The 26,070-nt window shown below is 59.8% G+C and carries 19 protein-coding genes and 11 pseudogenes; 18 read left to right on the top strand and 12 right to left on the bottom strand.

The features are described from left to right. The first annotated feature begins 7 nt into the window (after positions 1 to 7). The 4 genes and pseudogenes from BJA_RS41730 to BJA_RS41715 all read left to right on the top strand — a co-directional run. Positions 8 to 1,630, top strand: coding sequence for a gamma-glutamyltransferase family protein (locus tag BJA_RS41730; protein ID WP_014498635.1), 1,623 nt, complete (start codon positions 8 to 10; stop codon positions 1,628 to 1,630). Then, the gene (locus BJA_RS41725) at positions 1,627 to 2,490 is read left to right on the top strand and encodes a 7TM domain-containing protein (protein WP_014498636.1); all 864 of its coding nucleotides are present in this window, start codon (positions 1,627 to 1,629) and stop codon (positions 2,488 to 2,490) included. Before BJA_RS41730 ends, BJA_RS41725 begins: the two co-directional genes overlap by 4 nt. After that, positions 2,481 to 3,527, top strand: a complete 1,047-nt coding sequence (locus tag BJA_RS41720; protein ID WP_011090946.1) for a D-alanine--D-alanine ligase family protein — start codon at positions 2,481 to 2,483, stop codon at positions 3,525 to 3,527. The genes BJA_RS41725 and BJA_RS41720 overlap by 10 nt, the downstream gene beginning before the upstream one ends. Positions 3,528 to 4,079: 552 nt before the next feature. Then, a pseudogene (locus BJA_RS41715) lies at positions 4,080 to 4,331 on the top strand (IS5/IS1182 family transposase); the annotation flags it as partial. Here the strand turns inward: BJA_RS41715 and BJA_RS41710 are convergent. Together BJA_RS41710 and BJA_RS41705 are read right to left on the bottom strand one after the other, a co-directional pair. After that, a pseudogene (locus BJA_RS41710) lies at positions 4,319 to 4,868 on the bottom strand (transposase); the annotation flags it as partial. The pseudogenes BJA_RS41715 and BJA_RS41710 overlap by 13 nt on opposite strands. 142 nt (positions 4,869 to 5,010) lie before the next feature. Then, complete coding sequence (locus BJA_RS41705) at positions 5,011 to 5,340, bottom strand: hypothetical protein (RefSeq protein WP_016848551.1); 330 nt, start codon at positions 5,338 to 5,340, stop codon at positions 5,011 to 5,013. 332 nt (positions 5,341 to 5,672) lie between these two features. Between BJA_RS41705 and BJA_RS41700 the strand changes: the two genes are divergently transcribed. Then, positions 5,673 to 5,999 carry a hypothetical protein gene (locus BJA_RS41700; RefSeq protein ID WP_162130962.1) on the top strand — a complete coding sequence of 109 codons (327 nt, stop codon included), beginning with the start codon at positions 5,673 to 5,675 and terminating at the stop codon, positions 5,997 to 5,999. On the opposite strand, the pseudogene BJA_RS41695 reads toward BJA_RS41700, so the two are convergent. The 6 genes and pseudogenes from BJA_RS41695 to BJA_RS41670 form a co-directional block, all read right to left on the bottom strand. Continuing rightward, positions 5,908 to 6,542 (bottom strand): annotated as a pseudogene (locus BJA_RS41695) (transposase); the annotation flags it as partial. The gene BJA_RS41700 and the pseudogene BJA_RS41695 overlap by 92 nt on opposite strands. A 147-nt stretch (positions 6,543 to 6,689) precedes the next feature. Further along, positions 6,690 to 6,935 (bottom strand): annotated as a pseudogene (locus BJA_RS41690) (integrase core domain-containing protein); the annotation flags it as partial. Between the two features lie 104 nt (positions 6,936 to 7,039). Further along, the gene (gene istB, locus BJA_RS41685; protein ID WP_011090937.1) at positions 7,040 to 7,801 is read right to left on the bottom strand and encodes an IS21-like element ISFK1 family helper ATPase IstB; all 762 of its coding nucleotides are present in this window, start codon (positions 7,799 to 7,801) and stop codon (positions 7,040 to 7,042) included. An 18-nt stretch (positions 7,802 to 7,819) separates the two neighbouring features. Next, a complete protein-coding gene (istA, locus tag BJA_RS41680; RefSeq protein WP_011090936.1) occupies positions 7,820 to 9,361 on the bottom strand; it encodes an IS21-like element ISFK1 family transposase in 1,542 nt (513 codons plus the stop codon). Positions 9,362 to 9,523: 162 nt separating this feature from the next. Further along, positions 9,524 to 10,418, bottom strand: a pseudogene (locus tag BJA_RS41675) (IS3 family transposase); the annotation flags it as partial. A gap of 84 nt (positions 10,419 to 10,502) precedes the next feature. After that, positions 10,503 to 11,248, bottom strand: a pseudogene (locus BJA_RS41670) (helix-turn-helix domain-containing protein); the annotation flags it as partial. 108 nt (positions 11,249 to 11,356) lie between these two features. Here BJA_RS41670 and BJA_RS41665 point away from each other — a divergent pair. From BJA_RS41665 to ltrA (BJA_RS41645), 5 genes and pseudogenes are all read left to right on the top strand, one after another. Further along, positions 11,357 to 11,569, top strand: a complete 213-nt coding sequence (locus BJA_RS41665; protein ID WP_014498644.1) for an aldehyde dehydrogenase family protein — start codon at positions 11,357 to 11,359, stop codon at positions 11,567 to 11,569. 246 nt (positions 11,570 to 11,815) lie between these two features. Continuing rightward, positions 11,816 to 12,949 carry an FAD-dependent oxidoreductase gene (locus BJA_RS41660; protein ID WP_011090930.1) on the top strand — a complete coding sequence of 378 codons (1,134 nt, stop codon included), beginning with the start codon at positions 11,816 to 11,818 and terminating at the stop codon, positions 12,947 to 12,949. Positions 12,950 to 13,176: 227 nt separating this feature from the next. Further along, a pseudogene (locus tag BJA_RS41655) lies at positions 13,177 to 13,915 on the top strand (IS6 family transposase). 15 nt (positions 13,916 to 13,930) lie between these two features. Next, entirely contained in the window at positions 13,931 to 14,086 is a 156-nt protein-coding gene (locus BJA_RS41650; protein WP_018269530.1) for an NAD(P)-binding domain-containing protein, read from the top strand. Between the two features lie 336 nt (positions 14,087 to 14,422). Further along, a pseudogene (ltrA, locus tag BJA_RS41645) lies at positions 14,423 to 15,901 on the top strand (group II intron reverse transcriptase/maturase). 98 nt (positions 15,902 to 15,999) lie between these two features. Here the strand turns inward: ltrA (BJA_RS41645) and BJA_RS42635 are convergent. After that, positions 16,000 to 16,248, bottom strand: a pseudogene (locus BJA_RS42635) (IS701 family transposase); the annotation flags it as partial. Continuing rightward, a pseudogene (locus BJA_RS42630) lies at positions 16,246 to 16,455 on the bottom strand (transposase); the annotation flags it as partial. The pseudogenes BJA_RS42630 and BJA_RS42635, both read right to left, overlap by 3 nt. 172 nt (positions 16,456 to 16,627) lie before the next feature. On the opposite strand from BJA_RS42630, the gene BJA_RS41635 reads away from it, so the two are divergent. From BJA_RS41635 to istB (BJA_RS41610), 6 genes and pseudogenes are all read left to right on the top strand, one after another. Continuing rightward, on the top strand, positions 16,628 to 17,032 hold the full coding sequence (locus tag BJA_RS41635) for a hypothetical protein (RefSeq protein WP_011090921.1): 405 nt from the start codon (positions 16,628 to 16,630) through the stop codon (positions 17,030 to 17,032). Positions 17,033 to 17,267: 235 nt separating this feature from the next. Further along, positions 17,268 to 17,534 (top strand): hypothetical protein, encoded by a 267-nt coding sequence (locus tag BJA_RS41630; RefSeq protein ID WP_014498652.1) that lies wholly within the window; start codon positions 17,268 to 17,270, stop codon positions 17,532 to 17,534. A gap of 132 nt (positions 17,535 to 17,666) precedes the next feature. After that, the gene (locus BJA_RS41625; protein WP_018269532.1) at positions 17,667 to 17,906 is read left to right on the top strand and encodes a hypothetical protein; all 240 of its coding nucleotides are present in this window, start codon (positions 17,667 to 17,669) and stop codon (positions 17,904 to 17,906) included. A gap of 600 nt (positions 17,907 to 18,506) precedes the next feature. Beyond that, entirely contained in the window at positions 18,507 to 19,046 is a 540-nt protein-coding gene (locus BJA_RS41620; protein ID WP_014498653.1) for a GNAT family N-acetyltransferase, read from the top strand. Positions 19,047 to 19,345: 299 nt separating this feature from the next. Next, positions 19,346 to 20,948, top strand: a pseudogene (istA, locus tag BJA_RS41615) (IS21 family transposase). Then, positions 20,845 to 21,708, top strand: a complete 864-nt coding sequence (gene istB / locus BJA_RS41610) for an IS21-like element helper ATPase IstB (RefSeq protein WP_011090918.1) — start codon at positions 20,845 to 20,847, stop codon at positions 21,706 to 21,708. Before istA (BJA_RS41615) ends, istB (BJA_RS41610) begins: the two are co-directional and overlap by 104 nt. Positions 21,709 to 21,712: 4 nt before the next feature. Here the strand turns inward: istB (BJA_RS41610) and BJA_RS41605 are convergent, their stop codons facing one another. Further along, entirely contained in the window at positions 21,713 to 22,750 is a 1,038-nt protein-coding gene (locus BJA_RS41605) for a hypothetical protein (RefSeq protein WP_011090917.1), read from the bottom strand. Next, positions 22,713 to 23,381: an AAA family ATPase gene (locus BJA_RS41600; protein WP_011090916.1), complete on the bottom strand. Its 669-nt coding sequence runs from the start codon at positions 23,379 to 23,381 to the stop codon at positions 22,713 to 22,715. The genes BJA_RS41605 and BJA_RS41600 overlap by 38 nt, the downstream gene beginning before the upstream one ends. A 443-nt stretch (positions 23,382 to 23,824) precedes the next feature. Between BJA_RS41600 and BJA_RS41595 the strand changes: the two genes are divergently transcribed. Together BJA_RS41595 and ltrA (BJA_RS41590) are read left to right on the top strand one after the other, a co-directional pair. Further along, positions 23,825 to 24,661, top strand: a complete 837-nt coding sequence (locus tag BJA_RS41595; protein WP_011090915.1) for an outer membrane protein — start codon at positions 23,825 to 23,827, stop codon at positions 24,659 to 24,661. Beyond that, complete coding sequence (gene ltrA / locus BJA_RS41590; protein WP_014498615.1) at positions 24,597 to 25,925, top strand: group II intron reverse transcriptase/maturase; 1,329 nt, start codon at positions 24,597 to 24,599, stop codon at positions 25,923 to 25,925. The genes BJA_RS41595 and ltrA (BJA_RS41590) overlap by 65 nt, the downstream gene beginning before the upstream one ends. Positions 25,926 to 26,070 lie beyond the last annotated feature (145 nt).

The raw sequence follows: 26,070 nt of genomic DNA, 5'->3' as shown, positions 1-26,070 counted from the left end.
GATCGAAATGCGCGCGATGCTGATGCCCAACTTGGAGCGCGTGGAGCTCGACGGCCCTGCCGCTTCCGTAGGGCAGCGCCACGAGGCTGTGGTGACGGCTTTCCCGAACGCTACCGAAGCCGGGGTGGAAATCCTGCGCGCCGGCGGAAACGCGATCGACGCCGCTGTGGCCGCCGCCTGGGCGCTTTGCGTGTGCGAACCCAGTGCATCGGGTCTGGGCGGGCAGACCGTGTTGCTCGTCCGTTTTGCGGATGATCGAATTCGGATCATCGACGGACATTCCCGTGCGCCCGCAGCCGCTTCGCTCGACACGATCAAAGCGGGCCAGCAGCGGCGCGGGTATCGCTCCTGCACGATTCCATCGACTCCCGCGACGCTGGACTGGGCGCACAGGAAATACGGCGTGCTCAGCCGCGAAACTGTGATGGCGCCAGCGATCCGCATTGCGGAAGAAGGCTATCCGATCACGCCATTGCAGCACCGACAAGCCCGATGGGTGGCCGATGATCTGCGAGCATCGCCGGCCGGTGAGCTGTTTCTCCAAGACGGTCTGCCACCGGAAATCGGCCACATGTTTCGACAACCGGAGCTCGCGGGCACGCTTCGCCGGTTGGCCGATTTCGGCACCGAGGACTTCTATCACGGCGGAATTGCCCGGCAGATCGCAGCCGATATGCGAGCGGCCGGCGGTCTCATCACCGAAGAAGATCTAGCAAGCTGCGGTCCGCCCGCACAGGTGGAGCCGGTTTCGACGTCCTATCGCGGCCATCGGATTCTCAGCATCCCGCCGCCTAGCGGCGGACTGCAACTCTTGTTTGCACTTAACATCATCGCGCAGATATCAGCGACAAACTCGGAGTCATCCGACGATAGCTGGCACGAAGCGATCGCGCTCGCGTCATCCGCCGTCTTTCGCGAGCGGGAGCTCCGCCCGTTGCTGCCCGATGATCTCATTCCGCAATCGCGTCAAGGGCGGTTGAGCGAAGATTACGCGCGGCAAGTCGCAGATAGCATCCTGGCGCCGCAAAGTACCAAAGAGCTCGCGACCGACAGTGCCGAAGAACCGGGCGATACGACCCATCTTTCGGTCTGCGATCGAGATGGCATCATTGTAGTGCTGACACAGTCTATCCAATCGGTGTTCGGCGCCAAGGTGGCACACCGGGATCTGGGTTTCCTCTACAACAATTATCTGTGCACGTGTCCCCGCCTTTCTCACCCCTATGAGCTCGGACCAGGTTGTCGACCGCGCTCGAACATGGCCCCAACGCTGGTGTTACAGGGCGCCACCGGCCGCCCGCTCCTGGCACTGGGCGCCGCCGGCAGTCGACGGATCATTTCGGCAATTCTCCATGTCCTAAGTGGAGTCATCGACTTGGGCTTGGATATCACGGACGCTGTGGCGGCGCCTCGCGTACATGGACTGGTCGGTCGCAAAGTCTGGATCGAGCGGCCGGCAGCCAGCAATGCCCTGTTGGCAAGATTGCGCGCCCGTAACCGCATCCCAATCGTCAAATCACGACTCAATTTTGCGATGGGTTCGGTCAACGCGCTCCAACTCATGACTGACGGAAGCGCGAAAGGCGCTGCCGATCCCCGGCGTGATGGCCTGGTGGAGGTGCTCTCTTGAGTGAAACGTGCAGAAATAAGAATGCCTCGGCGGACGCCGCGCCAAAGACCGATTGGTTGCTCGTGGGCCTCTTTGTCCTGCCGCTCGGCGTAGCGCTCGCCAAACTGCCGATGCTATCGACTTCGTCCATCAGTGCGAGTTTTGTTTCGCTCACAGAGTTACCGGCCCAGTTCCACAAGTCAGCCGAGAGCGTGGTGTTCGTCTCCTTGGGAGCTGTCTTCGTCGTACTCTTTCGCCTCACTCTTGGCGTCAGGGTGCTGGGGCTTCTTCGGCCGATCTTGTTGGCGATGGCTTTCGATACCGTCAGCATCCCGATCAGCCTTGCCTTCCTGCTGTTCGTACTCCTCGTCGTTGTCGCCTTGCGGCCGCTGCTCAAGACAGACCACAGTTACGCGCGAGTGGCTGTGCTGTTGAGCTTGGCGGCAGCGCTGCTGTTTGCGCCTTTGACCGCGGGGGAATGGTGGCATATCGCCTGGCTTCGTGAGATTGCGTTCTTTCCGGTTATCGCCTTGTGTTTGACCTGCGAAAGCTTCGCAAAAGTGCTCGACCAAAATGGAGTCCGTGAAGCGATCTGGCGCGCCTTCACGACGGTGTTGGCCGCCCTCATCATCGTGGCTCTATCGAGTTTGCCAGGCACGTTGGAACTCTTCCTGCGATTCCCGGAACTGCTGTTGGTGCAGGCCGGGTGCATTTTGCTAATCAACAAGTATCTCGATTTCCGCTTGTTGGAAGGAGTGAACCCGCTCGTCGCCTGGCCTTGGGGCGCGGGCACTCCAGGCGAGCCGTCCCTCTCGATCTGCCAAATCCAGGCGAATGAACGTGAAAGCCGGCAACATACAGGGAGCAGCTCATGCGGGTAGCCGTCGTGTGGAACGATGATCATAGGGGCGTGATCAACCACTTCGGTCAACCTTGCCCGGAGAAATACGGCCGCAAGACGGTCGAAAGCGTGGTGGCGGCACTGCAAGAGGGTAACCACGACACGCTGCTGTGCGAAGGTGATAAAGGACTGCTCGCGACGCTTGAGCGGTTCATGCCACCCGATTCGCAAGCCCGCCCTTCAGGGATCGTTTTCAACATGGCGTACGGAATTCAGGGCGAGTGCCGCTACACGCACGTTCCGGCCATGCTCGAGATGGCTGGCGTTCCGTACACCGGCTCCAGCCCGCTCGGGCACGCACTGGCGCTCGACAAGGCCATTACCAAACAGCTCATCCGCGATTGCGGCGTGCCGACGCCGAACTTTCGTGTGATGCGTAGGGGCACCGAGAGTACCGGCGATCTGTGCTTCCCGTTGGTAGTAAAGCCGCGTCATGAATCCACGAGCTTCGGATTGCAGCTCGTATATGAGCCCGCCCAGTTGAGACAGGCCGTAGAAGTGATCGTCACGCAATATGCGCAGGATGCACTCGTAGAAGAATACATCGAAGGGCGGGAGATCTGCGTTGCCCTGCTGGGAAACGGAGAGCTTGAGGCGTTGCCTCTGGTGGAGCAGGACTTCGGCGAGCGCGAGACGCGTCTTATCACTTGGGAAGACAAGATGCACATGGCGGTCGTGGAGCCCCAGAAGATTTGCCCGGCGCAGGTCGGGAGCAATCTCGCGACAATACTGCGGGATATTTCGGTTGCGACCTTCCGCGCCTGCCGCTGCCGGGATTACGCCCGCGTCGACATCCGGATCGACCGCTCCGGGCACCCCTTTGTCCTGGAGATCAACTCGATGGCCGCACTCGGTATCGGCGCGTCTTATGTCCTGGCCGCGAAAGCCGCCGGGTACACCTTCTCGAGTTTGGTCAACGGTATCCTCGACGTCGCCCACGCGCGGTATTTCGGAACTGGCATTTCCCAGGCCGAACAACCGTCAAATCGCGAGCGGATTTATTATGCCGCTGGGTAGTGTGTTGAGAGCTGTCACTTTTTGTCGATCGTATGGTTCGGCGGAGCAACAATAGCGATGTTTGCACAGGCAAATGGAGGGCGGTTTTCCTGCCGGACTCGAAACTGATGATGCAGACGATCGCTGAAGCTGTGCGCTCGGGTTGTTGGTGCCGGCACTTCCGGAGGGATGGGCGGAAACGGCTTGCGTGCGCGAAAGGACCTGGCGGGAAATGCGGCGACATATGCAGACCGCGATAACGACCGGTACCGACTGCCTCGTTATCTTAGCTTTACAGTTGGTGCGCCGGGAGACTGGCAAGGTGCATGGCTCGGATGTTTCAGGAGTCGTCATCTTTCGCAAGACGCTGCGACGAGATCAGCTCCTCAAATTCTTCGCTAGCCGCCCGTGAAGAATTCGGAAGCGATTGATACGTCGCGATGATTTAACCTGAGCAAGTATTCGATTTTGCAAGAAAGCCGGGGGGAGGGTCGGTTTCTTGCGTTTTGGGATACCGGATTTTGGTGGATCGTGATTCCTTTGACGGCAAGATTCGCTGTTGGAGAACGGGCCGTGAGTCAGCCGCGCGACGATCGCCAGGACGACCTATTTCGGGCTTCTCTGGATGCGATCATCAACCTTCGTCATCCGCTGGTGCGGCTTGCGGCGGAGATTGATTGGGATTTTCTGGCGAAGCGCTTCAGCTCGGTGTGTCGCACCGGGCCGGGCCAGCCGCCGCTGCCAACGAGGCTCGTGGCCGGGCTGTTCATCCTCAAACATATGCACAATCTGTCTGACGAAGCGCTGTGCGGGCGGTGCTTGGAATGGATGCCGTCGGCCCAGATGTAGATGTAGCGCTTCGCCGACAGATCGCGCTTCTGCCACGCGGCGTGCTCGTCAATCCGACGTCCTGCAGCCGGCCGATCGCGGATGCCGACAACCCGCCAGCATCGTTGCCGAGCAGCGCCGGCAGCGCCTCGGAGAAGTCGCCGGTCGAGATCCCTTTCAGGTAAAGGATCGGCAGCAGTGTCTCGATCGACTTGGAGTGGCGCATGTTGGCCGCAGCATCGACGGAGAGAACCGGCGCCCAGGTAGCGGCCGCCTCGCGAGCGCGTACACGCGGCCGGCGGACGGCGACCGGACCGATGCCGGCCATCACCTCGCGCTCCGGCAGGTGACCGTGGCGCGCGATGCGCTGGTGGCCGTCCGCGGTCTTCAAATCGGCATGCTGGCCGAGAAAGTCTGCGACTTTGGCCTCGACCGCCTTGGCGAGAAGGCACGTGCCCCGTTGCGCAAGACTTCTGTGAGTTGATCGTCAACGATTCCTGGCTGAATCGGCTGGATGACGTTATCGTTGGACACGGCATATCGCTCCTTCGGTGGAGAAGTGGAGGCGTCAAGCCCCCCCACGGGGTGCCGCCTTTGCGATTCCGCCGTCACCAACTTTCAGCGATAGCTCTCTTGCGCTTCCCGCGCACCGGCCGGTTCAATTCCAGAGGTGGCGCTACCTCACACCGATCTCATCCACCGCGTCCGCCAGCGTCCTCAGAAACGATTGGTGCCAATCATTTTCATCAGACAGCAGCCAAGCCGGTAGGCTGGCTACGTAGCGGCTCAGGGCGATTACGCCCGCAAGCGTAGTAGGCTTGGAGTGGATGAGCACGTCTGCATACTCCTCGAGAGCCAACCCTCTTTCCTCGCTGATCGCGTCGGCGGCATCAAACTCGGGACCTGCGACAAGTTTCGAGGATACCGATGCCGCGGCGGCGTGCTGCGCGGAAAGCTCGCGGTGACGCTCAATCACATCAAAAATCGTATCTAATTCAGTCGCCATGGCGCATTTGCCCCAGGCCACATCAGATCGGCACCAACCAATCTTGGTAGGTGCTTCCAGTCGTTCTCAGCGATACTGTCTGGTAGCGCCCTTGGAATTGAGCCTCTCGGGGAGGTGGTCGGTCTCGCTAATCCAAGGGCGAAGGCTGGCCACCGAAGTTTGCAGCGCGTGGTGGGGACAGCGCTTCCGGAGCCGTGAGCGCCGAGTCACCGCCGCCAACTTCACTGGCAGCGTGGGCGCGGCAGGAACAGCGGCGGGTTTTCACTCTCCACGGCGTCGAGTCATGTCCGCGTGCCTCCAAGTCCGCGTGTGCGCCGCAGAGTGGAGCAACCATGATGCCCACATTTATTGCCTCGTACGATCTAAAAGAGGCTAGGCCAGACCCGCACGAACACTTTCTTACAAATGCGATCGAGTACGGCTGGTTTCCCTGGATTCTGGACCATGACGACACTCTATTTACTCTTCCGAACACCACCTTGGAGGGTTCGTTTGTCGACCAAACGCAAGCGGTCGCAGCACTCAACGCAGCAAGGATAGAGACGGAAAAAGAGCTTGGGATCACGGTCATGATGGAAAAATGGATCGTTTCCCTCGGATGCGTTTTCGTTCTGCGAGGATCGCCTCGGCCCTGCCGAAGTAGGCATCGGCTGCTGTGAGGTTGTCGATGCTCTCATGATAACGGACGTGATTGTAGTGTTCGACGAAGGCCCGTACCTGACGTTCGAGATCACCGGGCAGGTAGTAGTTGTCGAGCAGGATGCGGTTCTTCAGCGTCTGATGCCAGCGCTCGATCTTTCCGCTCGATCTTTCCCTGGGTCATGGTACGGAGCGCCGCGCACATGCTGCATGCCCTTCTGGTCGAGCCACTTGGCCAGATCGTCCGCCACGTAACTCGAACCATTGTCGCTGAGAAGCCTTGGCCGGTGCGCGACGGCGATGTGGTCAAGGCCGGATACAGCGAGTGCCTGGTCGAGGGTGGCTGTGACGTCGGAAGCGCACATGGTGGGACCAAGCCTCCAGGCCACGATGTAGCGCGAGAAGTCGTCAAGCACGGTCGAGAGATAGTACCACCCCCATCCGGTGATCTTGAGGTAGGTGAAGTCGGTCTGCCAGAGCTGACTGACGGCCGTCGTCTTGTCCTTGAACTCGTTCGCGGCCTTGATCACCACATAGGCCGGGCTGGTGATGAGGTCATGCGCCAGAGCTGGCCCCGGTTGTTTGGACAGCGCCCCGCTGGATTTAAGTGGATTCCTGCCGGGTTATGCTGAACGCGAGGCTTTACGGTTTTGTCGTTGCGTCGGGAGGGCGTAGCCCGACCAGAGCGACGACAAAACCGTCGGCGACGGTCATGCGGCCATCACCATAGCTTGCGTGCCGAAGTAAGCCTCGTCGGGCGTGCGCCCGTCAAGGCTCGAGTGAGGGCGTCCCTGATTGTAGAAGGCCAGATACTTGGCAATTGACGCTAGCGCCTCGGACACGCTGTCGTAGGCGCGGAGATAAACTTCTTCGTATTTGACCGTGCGCCAGAGCCGCTCGACAAACACGTTGTCGCGCCAGGCGCCCTTGCCGTCCATGCTGATGGCGATCTTCGCGTCCAGCTGCGGATTTCACGGATCGTGAGCATCGATTTCGCGCGATCGTGAGCACTGAATTCAGACGATCGTGAGCAGCCCGCTACGGCCGATGGGAGATAGAGTCAGTGTTCTGGTTGGCCGTCAAGGGTGATGGTTTTGGCGCTGCGTTTTCGCATGCTTTCTCCGGTGAGCTGGAGGCGGTGGGCGTTGTGGACGAGGCGATCGAGAATGGCGTCGGCGACCGTGGGGTCCCCAATGGCTCCATGCCAGGTGTCCACGGGGAGCTGACTTGTGACGATGGTGGATGCGCGGCCATGTCGGTCCTCGAGGATTTCGAGCAGATCGCGGCGTTCCGCGGCGGTGAGCACCGATAGTCCCCAATCATCCAAAATCAGAAGCTGAGCGCGGCCGAGGCTTTTGAGGAGCCGGGCGTAACGTCCGTCTCCGCGCGCGAGCGCGAGCGCCTCGAACAGCCTTGGAACGCGATGATAGAGGACTGATCGGTTGTCGCGGCAGGCCTTGTGGCCGAGCGCGCAGGCTAACCAACTTTTGCCCAGGCCGGTTGCCCCGGTGACGAGCAAATTCTCGTGGCGATCGATCCAGCGACCTTCGACGAGTTTGGCGAAAACGGCGCGGTCGATGCCCCGCGGGGTGCGCAGATCGACGTCCTCGACGCAAGCAGTCTGGCGCAGTGCGGCGATCTTGAGGCGCGTGGTGAGCCGCCTGGTGTCGCGTTCGGCGGCTTCGCGGTCGACCAACAGGCCGATGCGATCTTCGAACGGCAGGGCTTCGAGATCGGGCGATCGGCGCTGCTCCTCGAAGGCCTTGGCCATTCCGGTCAGGCCAAGCTCGATCAGCCGTTCGTGGGTTGGGTGGTTAAGCATGCCGGGTCTCTCCTTGCTTCAGTGGAAGTAGTCGCGTCCGCGGATGTTGCCGTGGCGCAGGGGCTGGTGCTCGAAAGATTCGTCGAAGAACGTGCGATCGAGGCCGTTCTGGAGGATCGATCTAATCGAGGCGACGGAGCGCGCCTTGATGAGGATGCCCCTCCGGCAGGCTGCGTCGAGGCGTTCGGCGCCGTAGCTTTTGACGAGCGCCAGAATGCCAAGGCAGGTTCGAAAGCCTTGTTCTGGATGGGGCCGGGCGTCGATCACGGCCTGGAAAAACGCTGCTGTCGAAGGACCGATCCGCTCGCCGGCGGCGATCACCGCGGCGGGGGTCCATTCGCCGTAGCGGCGATGGGCGCTGGGCATGTGGTCGGCGATGGTGGTGTGTCCGCGTCGGTTGGGCGCGCGGGCATGGCTGGCGATCCGCTGGCCCTTGTGGAAGATCTCGACCGTCCGATCGTCGATACGGGCATCGACCAGCTCGCCAATCAGACGATACGGCGCGGAGTACCAATGGCCGTCGACCTCGACATGATAATCGGGAGCGAGGCGGCAGCGCTTCCAGCGTGCGAAGGCATAAGGCTGATCTGGCAGCGGGGTTAGCTTGGGTTTGTCGAGTTCGGCAAACAGTTCGGCGCGGCTTGAGCCGAAGCCACGCATTTGACGAGCATTGAGTTCGTCGACGAGTGTCTTGATGGCGGCGTTGAGCTCGGCCCGGGAAAAGAAGCGCTGATTGCGCAGCCGGGCCAGAATCCAGCGCTGGGCGATTTGCACCGCGACCTCGACCTTCGCCTTGTCTTTTGGGCGCCGCGGCCGTGCGGCGAGAATGGCGGTGCCGTAATGGCTCGCCATCTCGGCATAAGTGCGATTGAGGCCGGGATCGTAGCGGTCGGGGTTGCTGACGGCGGCTTTGAGGTTGTCGCAGACCACGAACGTCGGCGCACCGCTCAAAAACGTGAACAAGTTGACGTGGGCCCGGATCCAGTCGGCCAAGCTCTCGCTGGGGCAGGCCTCGGCGTAGGTGTAGTTCGAAGCGCCCATCGCCGCGACGAACAGCTTCATCGGCTGCACTTCCCCGGTCAGGGGATCGACGATGTCGATGGTGTCGCCGGCGAAATCCACGAACACCTTCTCGCCGCCCAGATGAATCTGCCGCATCGAAGGTCGGACCCGCCCCTTCCAGGCCTCGTAGGTAGTGCAGAACCACGTGTACCCGAAACCGTCGGGATTAACGGCGCGATACTCCTCCCAGAGCAGGCGACGGGTTACGTTGCGCCGGCGGAGCTCCTTATCGATGTAGCTCCAGTCGGGCACCGGCCGCTGCGGGCTCTGAGACGCTGGTCGTGGGGCTGGGAAAAGCAAAAGCTCCAGGTCTTCATCGGTCATTCCCTCCGGAAGCGGCCAGCTCAACCCAGCAGAGCGGGCGCGGCTCAGGTAGCTGTGCACAACGCCGTTGCTGACGCCCACGCTCCGCGCGATGGCCCGCTCTGGCAGGCCTTGAAAATGTTCTAACCGAAGGACTTCCTTGATCCGGCGCATCGACAATCTCTGGGTAGGCATTGGGCTTCCTCGTTAACCACGAGGTCATCCCTAAGCCGGTTGAGTTGTCGGCCGAAGCGCTGCAAGGCTCCGAAAGCCTTGCTCACGATCCCGCGAAATCGTTGCTCACGATCGTCTGAAATCTCTGCTCACGATCCCCTGAAATCCGCGCTCACGATCCCGCGAAACGCGCACGTCCAGCAGCACATCGGTGAACTCGAGGCTGGTGAACTGGCTGCCCTGATCCGTGTTGAAAATCTCGGGCCTGCCGTGCTTCGCCAGCGCCTCCTGGACCGCTTCGACGCAGAAGGCCGCCTCCATTGTGATCGAGACGCGATGGGCCAGGACCCGTCGGCTGAACACATCGACGACCGCCGCGAGATAGACGAAGCCACCCGCATCGGAATGTAGGTGATGTCCATTGCCCACGCATGGTCGGGCCGCTCGATCTTCAATCCGCGCAACAGGTACGGGTAGATCTTGTGACCCGGAGCCGGCTTGCTCGTGTTCGGGCGACGATAGACCGCCTCGATCCGCATGCGCTTCATCAGCGTCGCGATGTGGCGGCGACCGGCGTATACGCCCTCCCGCCGCAGCAACGATCGCAGCATACGCGCTCCCGCGAAGGGATAATCGAGATGCAGCTCATCGAGCCGACGCATCAAGGCAAGGTCCTCGGCCGAAACTGGCCGAGGTTCATAGTAGACCGTGCTGCGAGCCAGCTTCAGGACCTTCGCCTGGCGCACGATAGAAAGATCATGACCGCGGTCGATCATCGCTTTGCGCTCAGCAGGCCCGCCTTGGTGAGCGCGCCGGACAAAAAATCGTTTTCCAACGCCAGCTCGCCGATCTTGGCATGTAACGCCTTCAAATCGACCGGCGTCTCGGCCGATGTCTTGTCATGCCCAAACACGCCGGCGGCGCCTTCCAGGAGCTGGTTTTTCCAGATCGTGATCTGGTTCGGATGAACATCAAACAGTTGCGCCAGCTCCGCCAGTGTCTTGTCGCCTTTGACCGCAGCCAAAGCAACCTTCGCCTTGAATGCCGGAGAATGCGTCCGGCGGCTCTTCTTCGTCATCTTCGCTCCTGATTCGCAGCAAGAATCCTCGCCGCTGTCAGGCAGAAAATCCACTCAAGCTACTGTCCGAATTTGCGGGGCCAGCTCTGCCTTCAGCAGCCGGTAGACCGAGGCCTCGGATACAAAGTACTTTCGTTCGTCGGTGAACCGCACGGCCAGCTCGCGTGGCGACAGCTCAGGCAACTCCAACGCCAGGTCGATGATCTGACCCCGCACATCGTCGGGGATGCGATTCCAGACCCGGTCTGGTCGAGACCGGTGATCGGCCAGCGCTTCAACGCCTCCCTCGCGGTAGCGATCATACCAGCGATAGAATGTGGCGCGCGGGATACCGAGCTTGTCCAGCGTGCGCTTGGCGGGAAGATGCGATTGCTCGACCTGCTGGATGATCTCGGCCTTCTCAGAGGCGGGATACCTCATGCCTCGTCCTCCCCCTCTCTCACCCGACAGGTGAATGCGGAGCATTCACCTATAGAGCCCGTTCATGCTATTTTTGAGCAGACGGTTCTCCAGGGTCAGATCGGCTACGGCCTCCTTCAGGGCAACAGTCTCCCGGCGGAGATCCTTCACCTCGCCGGAGGTCGCAGCTCGTGCCGTGTCGCCCGCCAGGCGGCGCTTGCCGGCCTCGAGGAACTCCTTGGACCAGCCGTAATACATCGAGGCGGCAATGCCCTCGCGGCGACAGAGCTCGGAGATATTTTCCTCGCCGCGCAATCCTTCCAGCACAATGCGGATCTTCTCCTCCGACGAATAATGCCGGCGGGTTTGTCGCAGAATGTCTTTTAGAACTTGTTCTGCGGCACTTTGCCCGGTACGGATTTCTGCTTCATCTTCGCTCCTGGTGGCTACGATGAACCAGAAATCCTCCCTCCGCAAAATCCTTCAATTTGTCTCACAGGTCCTGACGGCGAACACCCTTCGACGATGAGGCGCGCGCCGTGAAGTTGGCCAACGACACCGAATTTGGGCCGATTTCCTACGTCTACACCGAGGACCTGAAGCGTGGTTTGCGCCTTTCCGGGCAAATGCAGAGCGGCATGGTCGCGCTGAACAGAGGACTTGCGTCCGATCGGGCGGCGCCCTTCGGTGGCAGCAAGGCAAGCGGCCTCGGTCGTGAAGGCTCGAACCGAAGGCATCAAGGAATACCTTGAAACCAAAGTACATTGCGGTCTCGCTCTAGCGCGCGATGGGTAGTCGTGTGCCGATCTTTGGACGAGCGGATCGAGCCCGACGACGTCATTGAAATGGATGTAAGCGGGATCGGTGTTGCGCTTGGTGGTGCTCGGCGAGAGCAGGATTGGTAGGTTACAGAATACAATGCTTTTCATAGAACGCGGCGGCCCCCGGGGGGTGATCGCCAAGAAATAAAAAAGATACCAACAAGTGGAGGAGGAGAAATGGGCGCGGTGAAGAAGGTTTTCATCGTAGGTGGCGGGATTGGCGGCTTGACGGTCGCCCATGCGCTTCAGCGGATAGGCGTATCTACCAGAGTCATTGAGATGGGAGATAAGCGTGACCGGATCGGCACCGGTATCACGCTGCTGGGGAATGCCTTGCGGGCACTTGCCGAATTGGGATTGGTGGATGCCTGCCTCGAAGGCGGCCTTGGTTGGGATACCGTGTCGGTACGCGATGGCGCGGGAACGATTCTGAGCGAACAGTCCTCACCAAGAATTTGGGACGCTGATCGTCCAGCCGCACTGGGACTCATGCGGCCACGTCTGGGACAGATTCTGGAAGACTTTGCGACGAAGAGCGGCGCGAAAATCGATTTCAACACAACGATCACCCGTATTGATCAGGACGATCGAGGGGTGACGGTTCAGCTATCGAACGGCGAGACAGATCGCGCCGATCTGCTGATCGCTGCGGATGGAGTCTATTCCAAGATCCGCCAGAGCATCTTCGGCGACGAGTTCAAGCCGCACTACGCCGGCCAAGGGGTATGGCGTTATACGGTTTCTCGCACCGAGGCGATGAATGGCTTCGTCCTGTACCGCCTTCCGACGGGCCGCGTAGTTGGCGCGCTGCCGCTATCGAAGGAATTGTGCTATCTATTCTTCCTGGAAAGCACGGACGAAAAGCTTCGTATTCCGCAAGATCGGGTGTGCGACTATCTCCGTAACCTGCTCGCCCCCTTTACGGCGCCCGAACTGGTCGCGGCTGCCAAGGTGATCGGCGAAGACAAGCACATAAGCTACCGCCCATTTGATGTCTTGATGATGCCAGCCCCCTGGCACCGTGGCCGTGTCGTGCTGCTCGGCGATGCTGCCCATTCGTTGATGCCGCAAATGACATCCGGCGGCGGAATGGCGATCGAGGATGCGCTGGTTCTGGCCCAGGAACTGAATCGCAACGACGATCTGGAGACTGCGCTCAAGACCTATTGCCGACGCCGCGAAGAAAGAGTCGGGCGCGTATACGACATTGCATACGCCATTTGCCGGGAAGAGCGCAAACCGGAGCATGGCCGCGACTATTCGATGGGCCTTCTTCGTGAAGGCTACGCGTTTCTGGCTGCGCCCGTCTGATTAGAAGCAGGCGAAGTCACATGGGAATTTGACGGACGTCGCTACCGCGGTGGATCGGCCACATCCGTGGACTGAAGGTAAACTCTGTAGCATTTTGGCCGACAACAAGCATGTCACGACAGGGGAAATGCATGACAAGACAAGCAGGTTCGTTGCAGGGATGGATTTTGACCTCCGCCCATGGATGACGGTGTTCGGAGTGGTCCTGCTATCGCCAGTCCTGCCACTTGCGCATTCGGGTTTTGTGCGAAATCCTTCATCATGAACGGTGGTTGTATTTCCGGTTTCCCTTAAGCTTGCGCTTGGTCAAGGAAATGCTGGCGGCGCGTGGCATTGGCATGACCTATGAAACCGTGCGCCAGGGGGGACGGAAATTCGGCAAGCTGTTCTCCGATCGGATCCGTCGAGCGCGCTCCCACCCGCGGTGACAAATGGCATCTGGACGAGGTCGTTATCTCGATCGCGGGCGAACAACATTGGCTCTGGCGCGCTGTCGACCAGAATGGCTTCGTTCTCGACGTCTTGATCCAGCGCCGAAGAGAGACTCGCGCGCTGCCCAGCGGCTCATGAAGAAGCTCTTGAAATCCGCCGGCACGCCGCCGCGCGTGATGATCACGGATAAGCTGCGTTCGTACGGCGCTGCGAGGGCGAAGATGGGCTTTCACGTCGAACATCGCCAGCACAAAGCTCTCAACAATCGGGCCGAGAATTCTCATCAGCCGACGCGGCGACGCGAGCGGATCATGAAGCGTTTAAAATCGTCCCCATCAGGCTCAACGGTTTCTGTCAGTTCACGATCAGGTCGCGAACCTTTTCCACATCCCCTATCCCGGAGCCGTCACGGCCGACTTCCGTCGAGCTTCGCGCGAACGAGCCTTTGCGACTTGGCGCGAGATCTCCAGGACAAGCGCTATCGCCGACTCTCGACCTCTGAGACTCGCCTCCTTCAGCTCGGCGATCGATTAGTTGACGATGCCTGCGATGGACCTCGGCTTCATCGGGCTTGGCCACATGGGTGCGCCAATGGCGCGGAACCTGCTAAAGGCTAGCCATCATCTCATCGTCTACAATCGCACGCGCAGCGATATTGAAGCCCTATCACTACTTTGGGTGCGCCGGGAGACCGGCAAGGAATAGATGGTGGAAGTCCATTGCGATGAAGGTGTAGCGAACCACATCGGCCCCGAGCCGTGCGCAGGCGTCCGCGAGGGTGTCGGCGAAGCGTCGGTAGGGGAGCATGCAGGCCAGCCATTGAGCCGCGAAACAGTGTTATCTCGGGAGCCGACGCTGTCCAAAGAGCGGAAGGCAATATGGGCGAGTGCGCAAACGCGAGCACCCGTCCAACCCGGCGTGGTCGTAGACCCTGGCATGTATGGAAGCTCCTTGTACGGGAACCGGGATATCTCCGGGTCGGCCATCTTCCTTCTCGGAGGAGATGGTCCGCAGCGGGAAGGCGAGGAGCTGTAGCCGCTGATGCACGACACGGAGAAGTCTGACTCTGGCATAGTAGCTGAGAAGCCAACGAACAAAGCCGGATTACTGGCGGCGGAGTGGGCGGAGCCAAGGCCGGGGACCAAGGGAAACGCGGAACAGCAGCGCATGCACCGGACACAGGGCCGGGCTCGCATGACCCAGTCGCTGGACCGCGTACGGACAGCCGCAAGGCTGAGGAAGAAGGACCGGTTCACCGCGCTCTTTCACCACATCAATGTCGATACACTGCGGGCGGCGTTCTTTGCGCTCAGGCGTAAGGCTGCTCCCGGAGTGGATGGCATGACGTGGGAGGACTACGAGGAAGATCTCGAGCCCCGGCTCGCCGATCTGCACAAACGGGTCCAACGAGGAGCGTATCGCCCGCAACCGTCTCGCCGGACGTACATACCAAAGGCAGACGGCAAGCAGCGCCCGTTAGCGATCGCGGCTCTCGAAGACAAAATCGTCCAGGGCGCCAACCGTCATCGTGCTCAACGCCATCTACGAAGGAGACTTCTGTGGCTTTTCCTACGGGTTTCGGCCCGGCAGAGGACCACATGATGCGTTGGACGCGCTCTGCACAGCGATCGAGACGCGGAACGTGAACTGGATCATTGACGCCGACATCCAAAACTTCTTTGGCGCAGTCAGTCAACCTTGGCTGGTTCGCTTCTTGGAACATAGGATCGGCGACAAGCGCATCATCCGCCTCATTCAGAAATGGCTGAAGGCGGGGGTGTTCTCGAAGACAGCGTCGTAGCCGCTGATGACAGGGGAACGGGTCAAGGTTCGGTGATTTCACCGCTTCTCGGCAACATCTACCTGCACTACGCTCTCGACCTGTGGGCCAAACGCCGGCGACAGCGCGAGGTCTCCGGCGGCATGATCATCGTGCGTTACGCGGACGATGTAGTAGTCGGCTTTGAGCGCGAGGATGACGCACGTCGTTTCCTTGACGCGATGCGCGCGAGACTGGAGGAGTTCGAGCTGACGCTCCATCCGGCCAAGACCCGCCTGATTGAGTTTGGTCGCCATGCGGCGGCTCAACGCAAGCAGCGCGGACTCGGAAAGCCGGAAACCTTTGCGTTCATGGGGTTCACGTTTATCTGCGGCAAATCACGCCAAGGGCGCTTCCAGCTTCAACGGAAGACCCGTAGCGACCGCTTGCGAACCAAACTCCGCGAAATCAAGGAGGAGCTAAGGCGCCGAATGCACTGGCCGATCCCTGCACAAGGGAAATGGCTGAGGCAGGTCTTGACCGGCCACTTTGCGTACTTTGCTGTCCCGACGAATGGCCGAGCGCTCAATGCGTTTCGGTTCTATCTGACCGATCTCTGGAGGCGGACGCTTCGGCGGCGCAGTCAGCGGACCTGTCTGACCTGGGATCGCATAACGCAGATCACCGATGACTGGCTCCCCAAGGCTCGCATCCTTCATCCATGGCCGAAGCTGCGCTTCGCCGTCAAACACCCGAGGTAGGAGCCCGGTGCCTTAATTGGGCTCGCCGGGATCTGCGCGGGGGGCGCCCAGTGATGGGTGTCCCTACCGCGAACAGAATGCGTTTGCGCCACTGCTTTTCAAGGATTTGCTTTCGGCAATATGGGCATTGCTGAGGCGGCGGCCGAAGGATGAGATCGACGATGGCATGGCGTGCGGCGGGCATGGTTGGTTGAGGCGGAGGCCCGTTGATTCTTTTTTTTCCGCCCCGCGTATGCGAGGCGACGATGTTGCAGGAAGGCGTAGGCAATCATTGTCATAAGGGCGTGGCGATGAAGACCTTGCCATGATCGCCCTTCGAAGTGATCAAGTCCAAGCTCCTCCTTCATATCGACAAGGCTGTGCACGACCCGCGTCGGATCGCGCCGATCCGGGAACACCCGGGCCAGATTGTCGGCCAAGCCGAGACGCCGCTCGGCCATCGCCAGAAGCATCACGCCCCCGTTCGAGGTTAGGCGCCCACCATCGAAGGCAGCTGTGACTTTCTTGGCGTGAATGGCTGGAAACGAGAAGGGCGGAATCGTATCGTCGGTCATGGCGGGCGTGGCGTTCGCGGTTGGAGGTGATGGGGTTGGCTTCACAACCGAATCCTACGCCGTATGAGCGCTTTACACCACGCTCGCCAGCCTCTCGGGCGCCTCTTACGAATAAGACAGGTTAGTCGGTCCGACCCGTCATGTTTTTGGGGTTTCGGACAAGGTTCTGACGATGACGCTTTCATCCGTTTTGATGGCGGATCGCGAGGCCCGTCCTGATTGGTATGCAGTTGGCATTGCCATGATCGTCGTGGATCGGCTGGTTCACAACTTTCTGGTCCGAACCGGGATTTTGGAGCAACTTGGCATGGTTCATCCGTACGGTCCCCGTTGCTATGCAGACGGCGGCTGCGCCGAGGTCTTGCGGCGCGTCTCGGCACAGATCGACGCGCGCCAGTTTGATCGTAATTTTCCGGCGGATTTTCCGCGCTTTGTTCAGCACGCTCTTTGGCGTTACTGCGCTGCTGACGGTTTGAACGTCTGCAACGGCAACAATATTGATGATCGCAAGTCATGCGATCTTTCGTCGTGTATTGTTTACAGTAATTGTGCCAAAAAAGCGCGGAAATTACAGTAATTATCTTCTATTTAAGCGCAATTTTTCTGCAGCTAAATTATTGCAATCATTGCGCTTTTGGATGATACGCTTTATTATACTTACGACGAGATTGTTTGAACGCTCTTCTCGTCTTCAGCAAAGGAGTCGTCCAATGACAAGACCGCCATTGCCGGGAGCATCCCGCAGGACCAGCGACAACGCCGTTTCAGAAAGGGGCCCAAATCGGGCCCCTTCGGCTTTTCAGGAGGGCAAAATGGCCAAGCCCAATCTCACGAACCAAAAGACACTCTCCGCCTCGGCAATCATCGTTTACGGGATCGACGCGACCGGCAAGCCGAAGGCCGGCCGGTTTCCGGAGCGCCAGGCGGCGGCGGCCAAAAAGGCCGCGCGCTCACTCAAGCTCGCTGTTTGCAACGTCGATCGACCAGCTCTTGTCGAAATCGTTGCGAAAATTCCGGTCGGACGCGTTCACGACCAAGGCAGTCGCTTCTGCCCTACATCAAACGCAGCTTGTACGTGAGCGTCACGACAGGATCACCGGTTCCCGGGCTTGACTTGCGCGGAATGCTCTGGATAGCGCGGTCGGGATGATTGACGCCGCCGGGGCGCGGTGATGGGGTGATCCCGGTTCGGAGCGGGCAACGGGATCAGAATGAACAGCGAGTCGCAGCTGCGCGAGAAGCTTCGGAAGATCGAGGCGTTGTTCGTGGGGGCCGGAACTGCTGGTGAGCGCCATGCGGCGGAAGCCGCGCTGCAGCGGGTGCGGGCCCGGGTCGAGGAACTCGCTCGCCACGATCCACCAATCGAACAGCAATTCTCACTTCCCGACCAGTGGTCTCGGCACCTTTTTCTGGCGCTTTGCCGCCGATATGGGCTGCGGCCGTTTCGTTAGCTTTGAGCGTCTTCAGCAGCCAGCGTTCGACATCATGACCGGACAGCAAGTACGGCAAGACGGCTTCGCTCGATTCCAAGCAGTCCCTGAGGCCGGCAAAGAATATCTTGGCAGCGGCATCCAACGGCGACAGCGCGCTGTTGTGTCGTCTACAAAGGCAGTTCGCGGTGAGATTCTTTGGAGCCAGCGCCTTTGTTTCGCCTGCTTCGAGCCAAGGCAGTCCAGAGGCCGTGAAATTACCGTCCCCGCGAAGTATTTCGATCACAGCCTCGCTGATCAGATGCTCGCCGGAGATTGGCGCTTCGCAATTTCCCAGCTCCTGCATGTAACAGCGTTCAAGTGTCGTACTGGGCGAGCCGGATCGAAGGTCAAGCCCTGAAGCCGGCTTGTGCCATCGAACACCATCAAAACAGCAGGAAGCCGATTGTCGCCCCGATCGACAACGACAAGGTGCCACCTTCATTTCCTCAAGTCTGCGCTTGGCTTCACCCATCGGAGTGACCCCCAGCGGCAGTCTAGCCCGTCTTATTCGTAAAGGACCGGCTCATGCGTCGGCTTTGTCAGCTTTCTGTCAGCTCGTCCAAATAGTAGCTCGTTGTGATGAGAACCAATTACAACAACTGGCCCTCCGACGGGCAAAGTGTGGACCAGCAGCGCGATGCGCTGGCCGGCACTTCTGGCGCAGATGGTGCTGCTTTTACGGCCGCTTTAGCTGCTGGACCAGCGTCTTCCGCTTTTGACAAGAGGACAGGTGTGTCAGTCCGCCTACACAGAGTAAGTAGCAATATTGGCAACGCCCAAAGTGTTTCTTTGTTTACTGATGCCAATGAACGCAATAAGGTGGGAGCGATGACCGTGGCGCCGGGGCGCAACAGTTTGCGAATTCTCAGCATAGAAAATCTCGGCCGGTCGAGGTACAAAGGGGTCGGGACGGCTATGATTGAAGTCGCCGATCATACTAGGCAGTCCGCGGGCCTTTCCAAGCTATCCCTTCTCTCTCAAGATGAAGGAGCTTCAGCATTTTTCTACAAGAAGGGATTCCGGTTTGCGGACGAGGGCAAGAATGCGGAAATGCGGACTGTCATTTCCAATCCACGATACGTCTCAGATGAAATTCTTATGGGCGAGATGGAGCGCTAGCCCGTCTTATTCGTAAGAGTGCGCCTGAGGGCTGGCGAGCGTGGTGTAAAGCGCTGATGCGGCGTAGGATTCGGTTGCGAAGCCACCCCATCACCTTAAACCACGCCCGCCATGACCGATGATACGATTCTGCCATCCTCGTTTCCAGCCGTTCACGCCAAGAAAGTCACAGCTGCCTTCGATGGTGTCATTCGGCTTGCAATATTGACCCCCTAAGCCGGGGGATCGGCGTCCAAAATTGCCCCCCTACAGGTTGGTCTGTTGCGCTGCCTGCTTCGTAACAAAGCAGGTGGTGGAGGATGCTGGTCGTGGAGACGATTGCGCGGATTCGGCGCGAGCACTTCATCAAGGGCAAGACGATCAAGGAGATCGCCCGTGACCTGAAGGTGTCACGGAACACGGTTCGGAAGGTGCTGAGGTCGGGAGAGACCTCCTTCGAGTATGAGCGGCAAGTGCAGCCGCGGCCAAAGCTCGGACGATGGGCAGTCGAACTTGACGGGCTGCTTGCGGCGAACGCGGCTAAATCGGCTCGTGAGCAGCTGACATTGATCCGGATCTTCGAAGAGCTGCGCGGTCGCGGCTATGACGGCGGCTACGATGCGGTGCGACGTTACGCCAGGCGGTGGAGCAAGGAACGCGGGCAATCGACCGCGGCGGCCTATGTCCCGCTGAGTTTTGCGCCAGGCGAAGCCTACCAGTTCGACTGGAGCCATGAGGTGGTGCTGTTGAGCGGAACCACCGTGGTCGTGAAGGTTGCTCACGTCCGGCTCTGCCACAGCCGTATGCTATTTGCCCGGGCGTATCCGCGAGAGACGCAGGAGATGGTGTTCGACGCCCACGACCGAGCGTTCGCGCTGTTCAAGGGCACCTGCACCCGCGGCATCTACGACAACATGAAGACCGCCGTGGAGACGATCTTCGTCGGTAAAGGGCGTCTTTACAATCGCCGGTTTTTGCAGATGTGCAGCCACTATCTGGTCGATCCAGTCGCCTGCACGCCGGCGTCTGGCTGGGAGAAGGGGCAGGTTGAGAACCAGGTCGGGCTGGTCAGGGAACGCTTCTTCACGCCGCGTCTGCGGTTCAAAAACCTCGACGAGTTAAACGCCTGGCTGCTCGACAAATGCATCACCTACGCCAAGGCTCATCGCCATCCGGAACTGGTCGATCAGACGATCTGGGACGTGTTCGAAGTCGAACGCCCTAGGCTCGTTCCCTATGCAGGGCGATTTGACGGCTTCCATGCGGTGACGGCGTCGGTCTCGAAGACCTGCCTGGTGCGCTTCGACAACAACAAGTACTCGGTCGCAGCCAGTGCAGTCGGACGACCGGTCGAGGTTCAAGCCTATGCCGATCGCATCGTGATCCGCCAGGATGGACGTATCGTTGCCGAGCATCAGCGATCCTTTGGCCGCGGCGATACCGTCTACGACCCTTGGCATTATGTGCCGGTGCTCGCCCGCAACCCCGGCGCCTTACGCAACGGCGCTCCCTTCAAGGACTGGGTGCTGCCGGCCGCGATCGAGCGGATCCGGCGCAAGCTTGCCAGCATCGACGATGGCAATCGGCAGATGGTCGACATCCTCAACGCGGTGCTGACTGACGGTCTGCCTGCGGTGGAAGCGGCCTGTGCCGAAGCGCTCAGTCACAGCGTTCATTCCGCCGATGTGGTGCTCAACATCCTGGCCCGTCAACGTGAGCCAGCCCCGCCGGCCAACATCATGACGCCAGCCGCCCTGACGCTCCGTCATGCACCAATCGCCGATTGTGCCCGCTACGACAACCTTCGGAGGACCAACTGATGGAACGAACTCAAATCTTCGACCTCATGGGCGAGCTCAAGCTCTATGGCATGAAGGCTGCCTTCGACGAGATCATGGCAACTGCCGTCAAACGTCAGCATGAACCCCAGCGCATCGTTGGCGATCTACTCTCCGCCGAGATCAACGAGAAGCAAGCCAGATCTATCAAATACCAGCTCACCATTGCCAAGCTGCCGCTTGCCAAGGACATTGCCGACTTCCAGTTCGACGGCACGCCGATCAATCAGACGCTCGTCAATGATCTTGCTGGCGGCGGCTTCGTCGCCCAACAGCGCAACGTCGTGCTGGTCGGCGGCACCGGCACAGGCAAAACCCACCTGGCCATTGCCATCGCAAGAAGCTGCATCCGATCTGGTGCCCGCGGCCGCTTCTTCAACGTGGTCGACCTCGTCAACCGCCTCGAGACCGAGACCCGCAATGGACGGCAGGGACGGCTTGCCGAGCATCTGACCCGGATGGACTTCATCGTGCTGGACGAACTCGGCTATTTGCCCTTCGCCCAGTCCGGTGGCCAGCTTCTCTTCCACCTCGTCAGCCGGCTCTATGAGCGCGCCTCCGTCATCGTGACCACCAATCTCGCATTCGGCGAATGGCCCAGCGTGTTCGGCGACGCCAAAATGACCACAGCGTTGCTCGACCGATTGACCCATCACTGCGACATCGTCGAGACCGGCAACGATAGCTGGCGGTTCAAAAGCCGAGACGACGATCACGCCACCCGCGCTCGTCTCGCCTCCGCTATCCCGGCCAGCTCCGACGAGACGAGCGCTACCAGCAAACCCCGCCGCGGAAAGGGGTCAAAATTGGACGCCGATGAAGGGTCAAATTTGCAAGCCGATTGACACTTTACACTTCTGGATCTGAAATGCGGGTCAGCATCCTCACGTGCGGTCCCGCCCGTTTGAAGACCGGCTCCCAAAACGCATAGGCGTTCTCGACGAAACTCGCGGTTACGGAGAACTTCGTGAGCGCCGCCCGATATGCGGCCTGGCGCCCGCAGCCCTGTCCCTCGACAAGGTGCCAGATGAACTGAGCGACCTGGCGCGTGTACGTGCTCGGACGACCTCGGTGGTTGGGTACGATCTCAAGTCGCTTGGTCCCGGTGTCACGCGTCTCCGGTTCGGTGATATTGGCAAGCCAAATGAAGATTGATGGATCAATGCTCGCGGGATAGCCGTCGCGCTTGAGCTGCTGATTGATGATAGAGAACGCGCTGGCGGCTTCCCTGAAGCACTCGCTCAGGATGAAGTTCGCCTGGTTCTCCAGCTTGCCGCTCCGAAGATCGTCGAGCAATCTGACCGCCTCGTCGGTGAGCCGCCGCATATATCGCGGTTGCGACTGTCCCGCGCTGTCGGCTGGTTCCTTCTGCATGATTAATTCGGCCGCATCCGCGCGAAACCCCGTTGCGGCTTCTTTGAGAACGGTCAAAAAATTGCTTTCAAGTCCGGAAGCGACGACGGTTTTCGACGCCGCTTCGCCTCCCACCCGCGTCTCTACGAGGCCGTTTGCATGGTCCAAGGCAGCATTCAGGCTGGCTTTGATGTTTTCAGAAGCTCTGTCTTGAGAGTCTTCGGCAACCTTCACCATCATCTCGGTGGTAGTGTCGGAATCTAGGAGTTCGTCCTTGCGCGGCGCCGCCGCATTCCGAGATTCAAGCACCGCAACGGGACTCGGAGCCGTCGCTTGCCTTGCAAGAATTGTTTGATCAGACGTATTCGGGCCTGAGTGCTCCGATCGCAGATTGGAAGCAGCAATCCCGCGGGGCAGCACAAACAGGCCATCGTCAACGGCTCGGCTCGCCGCCGCGGTAAGCTCCACGAGCGAGCGTCGCGCGCAGCGCGTCTGCCTAGTACGCGGCTTTTTCGTTTCTTGCGTGTGGTTCATGATCTGACGACCCCTCGACAAGCTTCTTCAAGATCCAGCGCCACAGCTCACGAACTTCCTCCGAGGCTCTTCCCTCTTGTGCAAACTCCGTCACGCCTAATCCTGCCCCAAGCGCGTCCTGATGGTCATTGCGCTGTCCGACATAGGGAAGCGCGAGCACCCCGAGCGAATTGAGCGACGTCGCGGCTTCACTCACGCGGCAGCCCCGCGGTGGCGTCTGAGCGAGGACGAAAGCAAATCGGCGGTTGAGCCTACGAATAGCAATCAGCGTCGGTATCGCAGCTTCGATGTCGGCGGGACTCGGACGCACCGGGATCAGGCAAAGATCGGCCCTCGCGATGGCGCGCATGGCCAGTGCATTGTTCGTGGCGGCGGTATCGATAACCGTAAGCCAGATCCCCTCGGCTTCAAGGCTGACGAGCGCCCGTTCTATTTCGGCCGAATCAGCGACCCGAACGACCCGGGGATCGGGATGGCGGCGCCGCTCTTTCCATTTTGAAATCGTGCCTTGTGGATCCGCCTCGACAATTGCGACGCGCTCCCCGTTCCCCAACGCTGCGACTGCAATTCCGACCGCCAGCGTGCTCTTGCCGCTTCCGCCTTTTTGGGTGACCAGAGCAAGGACATACATCTTCTACGCGTCCCGGACGACAACGACATGAAACGCACGAGTCGTCGACATCGAGCCTACCCTTCCCGATGGTGGGTCGCATCAAGAGCGAACGTGGAAATCGCAGCCAAATCGAGGCCCAGCCATTAACGATATACCGCGCAATACGTCGGCCAAGGGCCGCGAGAATCACCACGACGTGGCTTTGTAAAATAGCCCATTATTCGGCCGTGTCACGGATCTTCGCGAAAGGATTGCTGAGCACCGTCGTACAAGCATGAAAGCAGAGCCTGCTCGCCTCTCTGGAATGGACACGGCAAGAAGCGGCTGTCGCAGTTGCAGCAAGATGCTGCCTCCTACCAGATTGGAGAGGTGATCTGCCTGCCAGCTCGAACTATCGAGCTAACCACAACTTGGGGACAAGCTACGCAATATTTTTCCGTGCTCAGCAGGAGGACTCTCGGATGAAGTGCAACAAGCAATTGTCGCTCGCGAGCATCATTGCGTTCGGGACGATCGCTTTTGGGAGCGGAAGTTTAGCTGCTGATTTGCCTGCGGCACCTGTCGTCAAAGCGCCGGCTCCCGTTTATCCTCTCTTCAGCTGGACTGGAGGTTACATCGGCGGCAGTGTAGGCTCGGGTTGGGGTACCAGCCAGACCGACCTCGCTGTGGGCAATACATTCATTGGCGCCCCCGTCAACCAGACCGTAAACCAGCTCATCGGCGGCACTGCCGATTTGAATGTGCCATTGCCGCAGGTGCAGCTGAACGGCTTCCTCGGCGGCGTACAAGCCGGTTACAATTTCCAGTCCGGTGTGATGGTCTACGGCGTGGAAAGCGATTTTTTATGGAGTGGTATCAAGGGGCGCACTGGCTGCTTTGTGGTCTTGAACTGCACGAACGACACCAAATGGATTGCCGATATCACCGGACGGGTCGGCGTCACGGTGGGCGACCGCGGCCTAGTCTACATCAAGGGCGGCGCAGCTTGGGCCGATTCCAGCATCGGCATCAACCAGTCCTTTGCCGTTACATCGAACTTGGGGGCTGGCTTTGCTGCTAACGGTGCTGCCGATGGCCGAGCGACCAAGAACATATTTGGCGGCACATTGGGTGCGGGCATCGAGTATGCCTTCCTGCCCGGCTGGTCAGCCAAAGTTGAGTATGACTACTTCGATTTCGGCAGGCAAGACGTAAAGCTGCCGGTTTCGGTAGTCGAGAACACGGCGATTGGTGATGAACCTAGTAACACCGAGAATATCCGTTCAGAAACTTCAGACCTCGCTGCAGGCGAAAGCTAAGGCTGAACCAGATTATCGATTCTACTCTCTTTGGGACAAAATCTGCAGACTGGATGTGCTGGAGGAAGCCTACAGGCGCTGCCGAGCAAACCGGGGGTCGCCGGGGGCGGATGGCATCACATTTGCTCAGATCGAAACCGAGGGACGCGAACGATGGCTGGAAAATGTCAGACAGGAGCTGACGGCGGGTGACTACCGACCGCAGCCCCTTCTGAGGGTATGGATACCGAAGAGCAATGGCGGACGCCGACCGCTCAGCATTCCAACCGTAAAAGACCGAACGGTCATGACGGCGGCGATGCTGGTGATCGGCGCCATCTTCGAAGCGGACCTGCTGGAGAACCAGTATGGCTTCCGCCCGAAGGTGGACGCCAAGATGGCAGTGCGCCGCGTGTTCTGGCACATCAGAGATCATCGGCGATCAGAGATCGTCGATGCGGACCTGAGGGATTACTTCACCTCGATTCCGCATGCACCACTGATGAAATGCCTCACACGCAGGATCGCCGATGGTCGGCTTCTTTCGATGATCAAAGGCTGGCTGACAGTCGCGGTTATCGAGAAGGACGGCCGGCGGATCACAAGGACGGCGGAGGCTCGGACGAAGAAAAGAGGAACTCCACAAGGCTCACCTTTGAGCCCGTTGTTGGCGAATCTCTACTTTCGTCGGTTTCTGCTGGCTTGGCGCAAACACGGACACCAAGATCAACTCGATGCGCATATCGTGAATTACGCGGATGACTTCGTGATCTGCTGTCGCCCCGGTTCGTCCGAGACGGCAATGGCGCGGATGCAGACGCTAATGAACAGGCTCGGGTTGGAGGTGAACGATACCAAGACGCGACTCGCTCGGGTCCCAGAGGATAGCGTAACATTCCTCGGGTATACGATCGGACGCTTCTATGGAAAGGGAGGTCAAGCCTTTCTTGGCACAAGACCTTCCAAGAAAGCCGTTCGACGATTGCTCAGACAGGTCCACGACCGCACGACACGTCAGTGGTATCCGGACTCACCGGAGAACACAGTCGCTGTCATCAACCGCTTCCTACGCGGCTGGTGCGGCTACTTCGACCAAGGTCCAGTGGTGGAAACTTACAACCTCATTCGGCAATACGTCGACCGTCGTCTGCGTCATTGGTTGGTCCAGCGCACCGGGGCACGTGGCCGGGGCTTCAACCGTTACTCGCAGGAATACCTGCATGAAACGCTTGGCCTCTACCGCCTCCCAAGAGCGCGTGCCGACGTGCCGAGAGCGAAGGCTTGATGGGTTGAGAGAAAGCCGGATGCGGGAAATCCGCACGTCCGGTTTGACGAGCGGCGACTGGAAACGGAGCCATGGTCCGAAATGAGCCACCGGCACTCAGCGAAAGCTGCCGGCCAACGGCAACTCCTCGGAACCTGTAGCCACC

It is taken from the genome of Bradyrhizobium diazoefficiens USDA 110, assembly GCF_000011365.1.
Classification (GTDB): domain Bacteria; phylum Pseudomonadota; class Alphaproteobacteria; order Rhizobiales; family Xanthobacteraceae; genus Bradyrhizobium; species Bradyrhizobium diazoefficiens.
The sequence above is the reverse complement of the archived record's forward strand: the minus strand, read 5'-3'. Positions and strand labels throughout refer to the sequence as shown.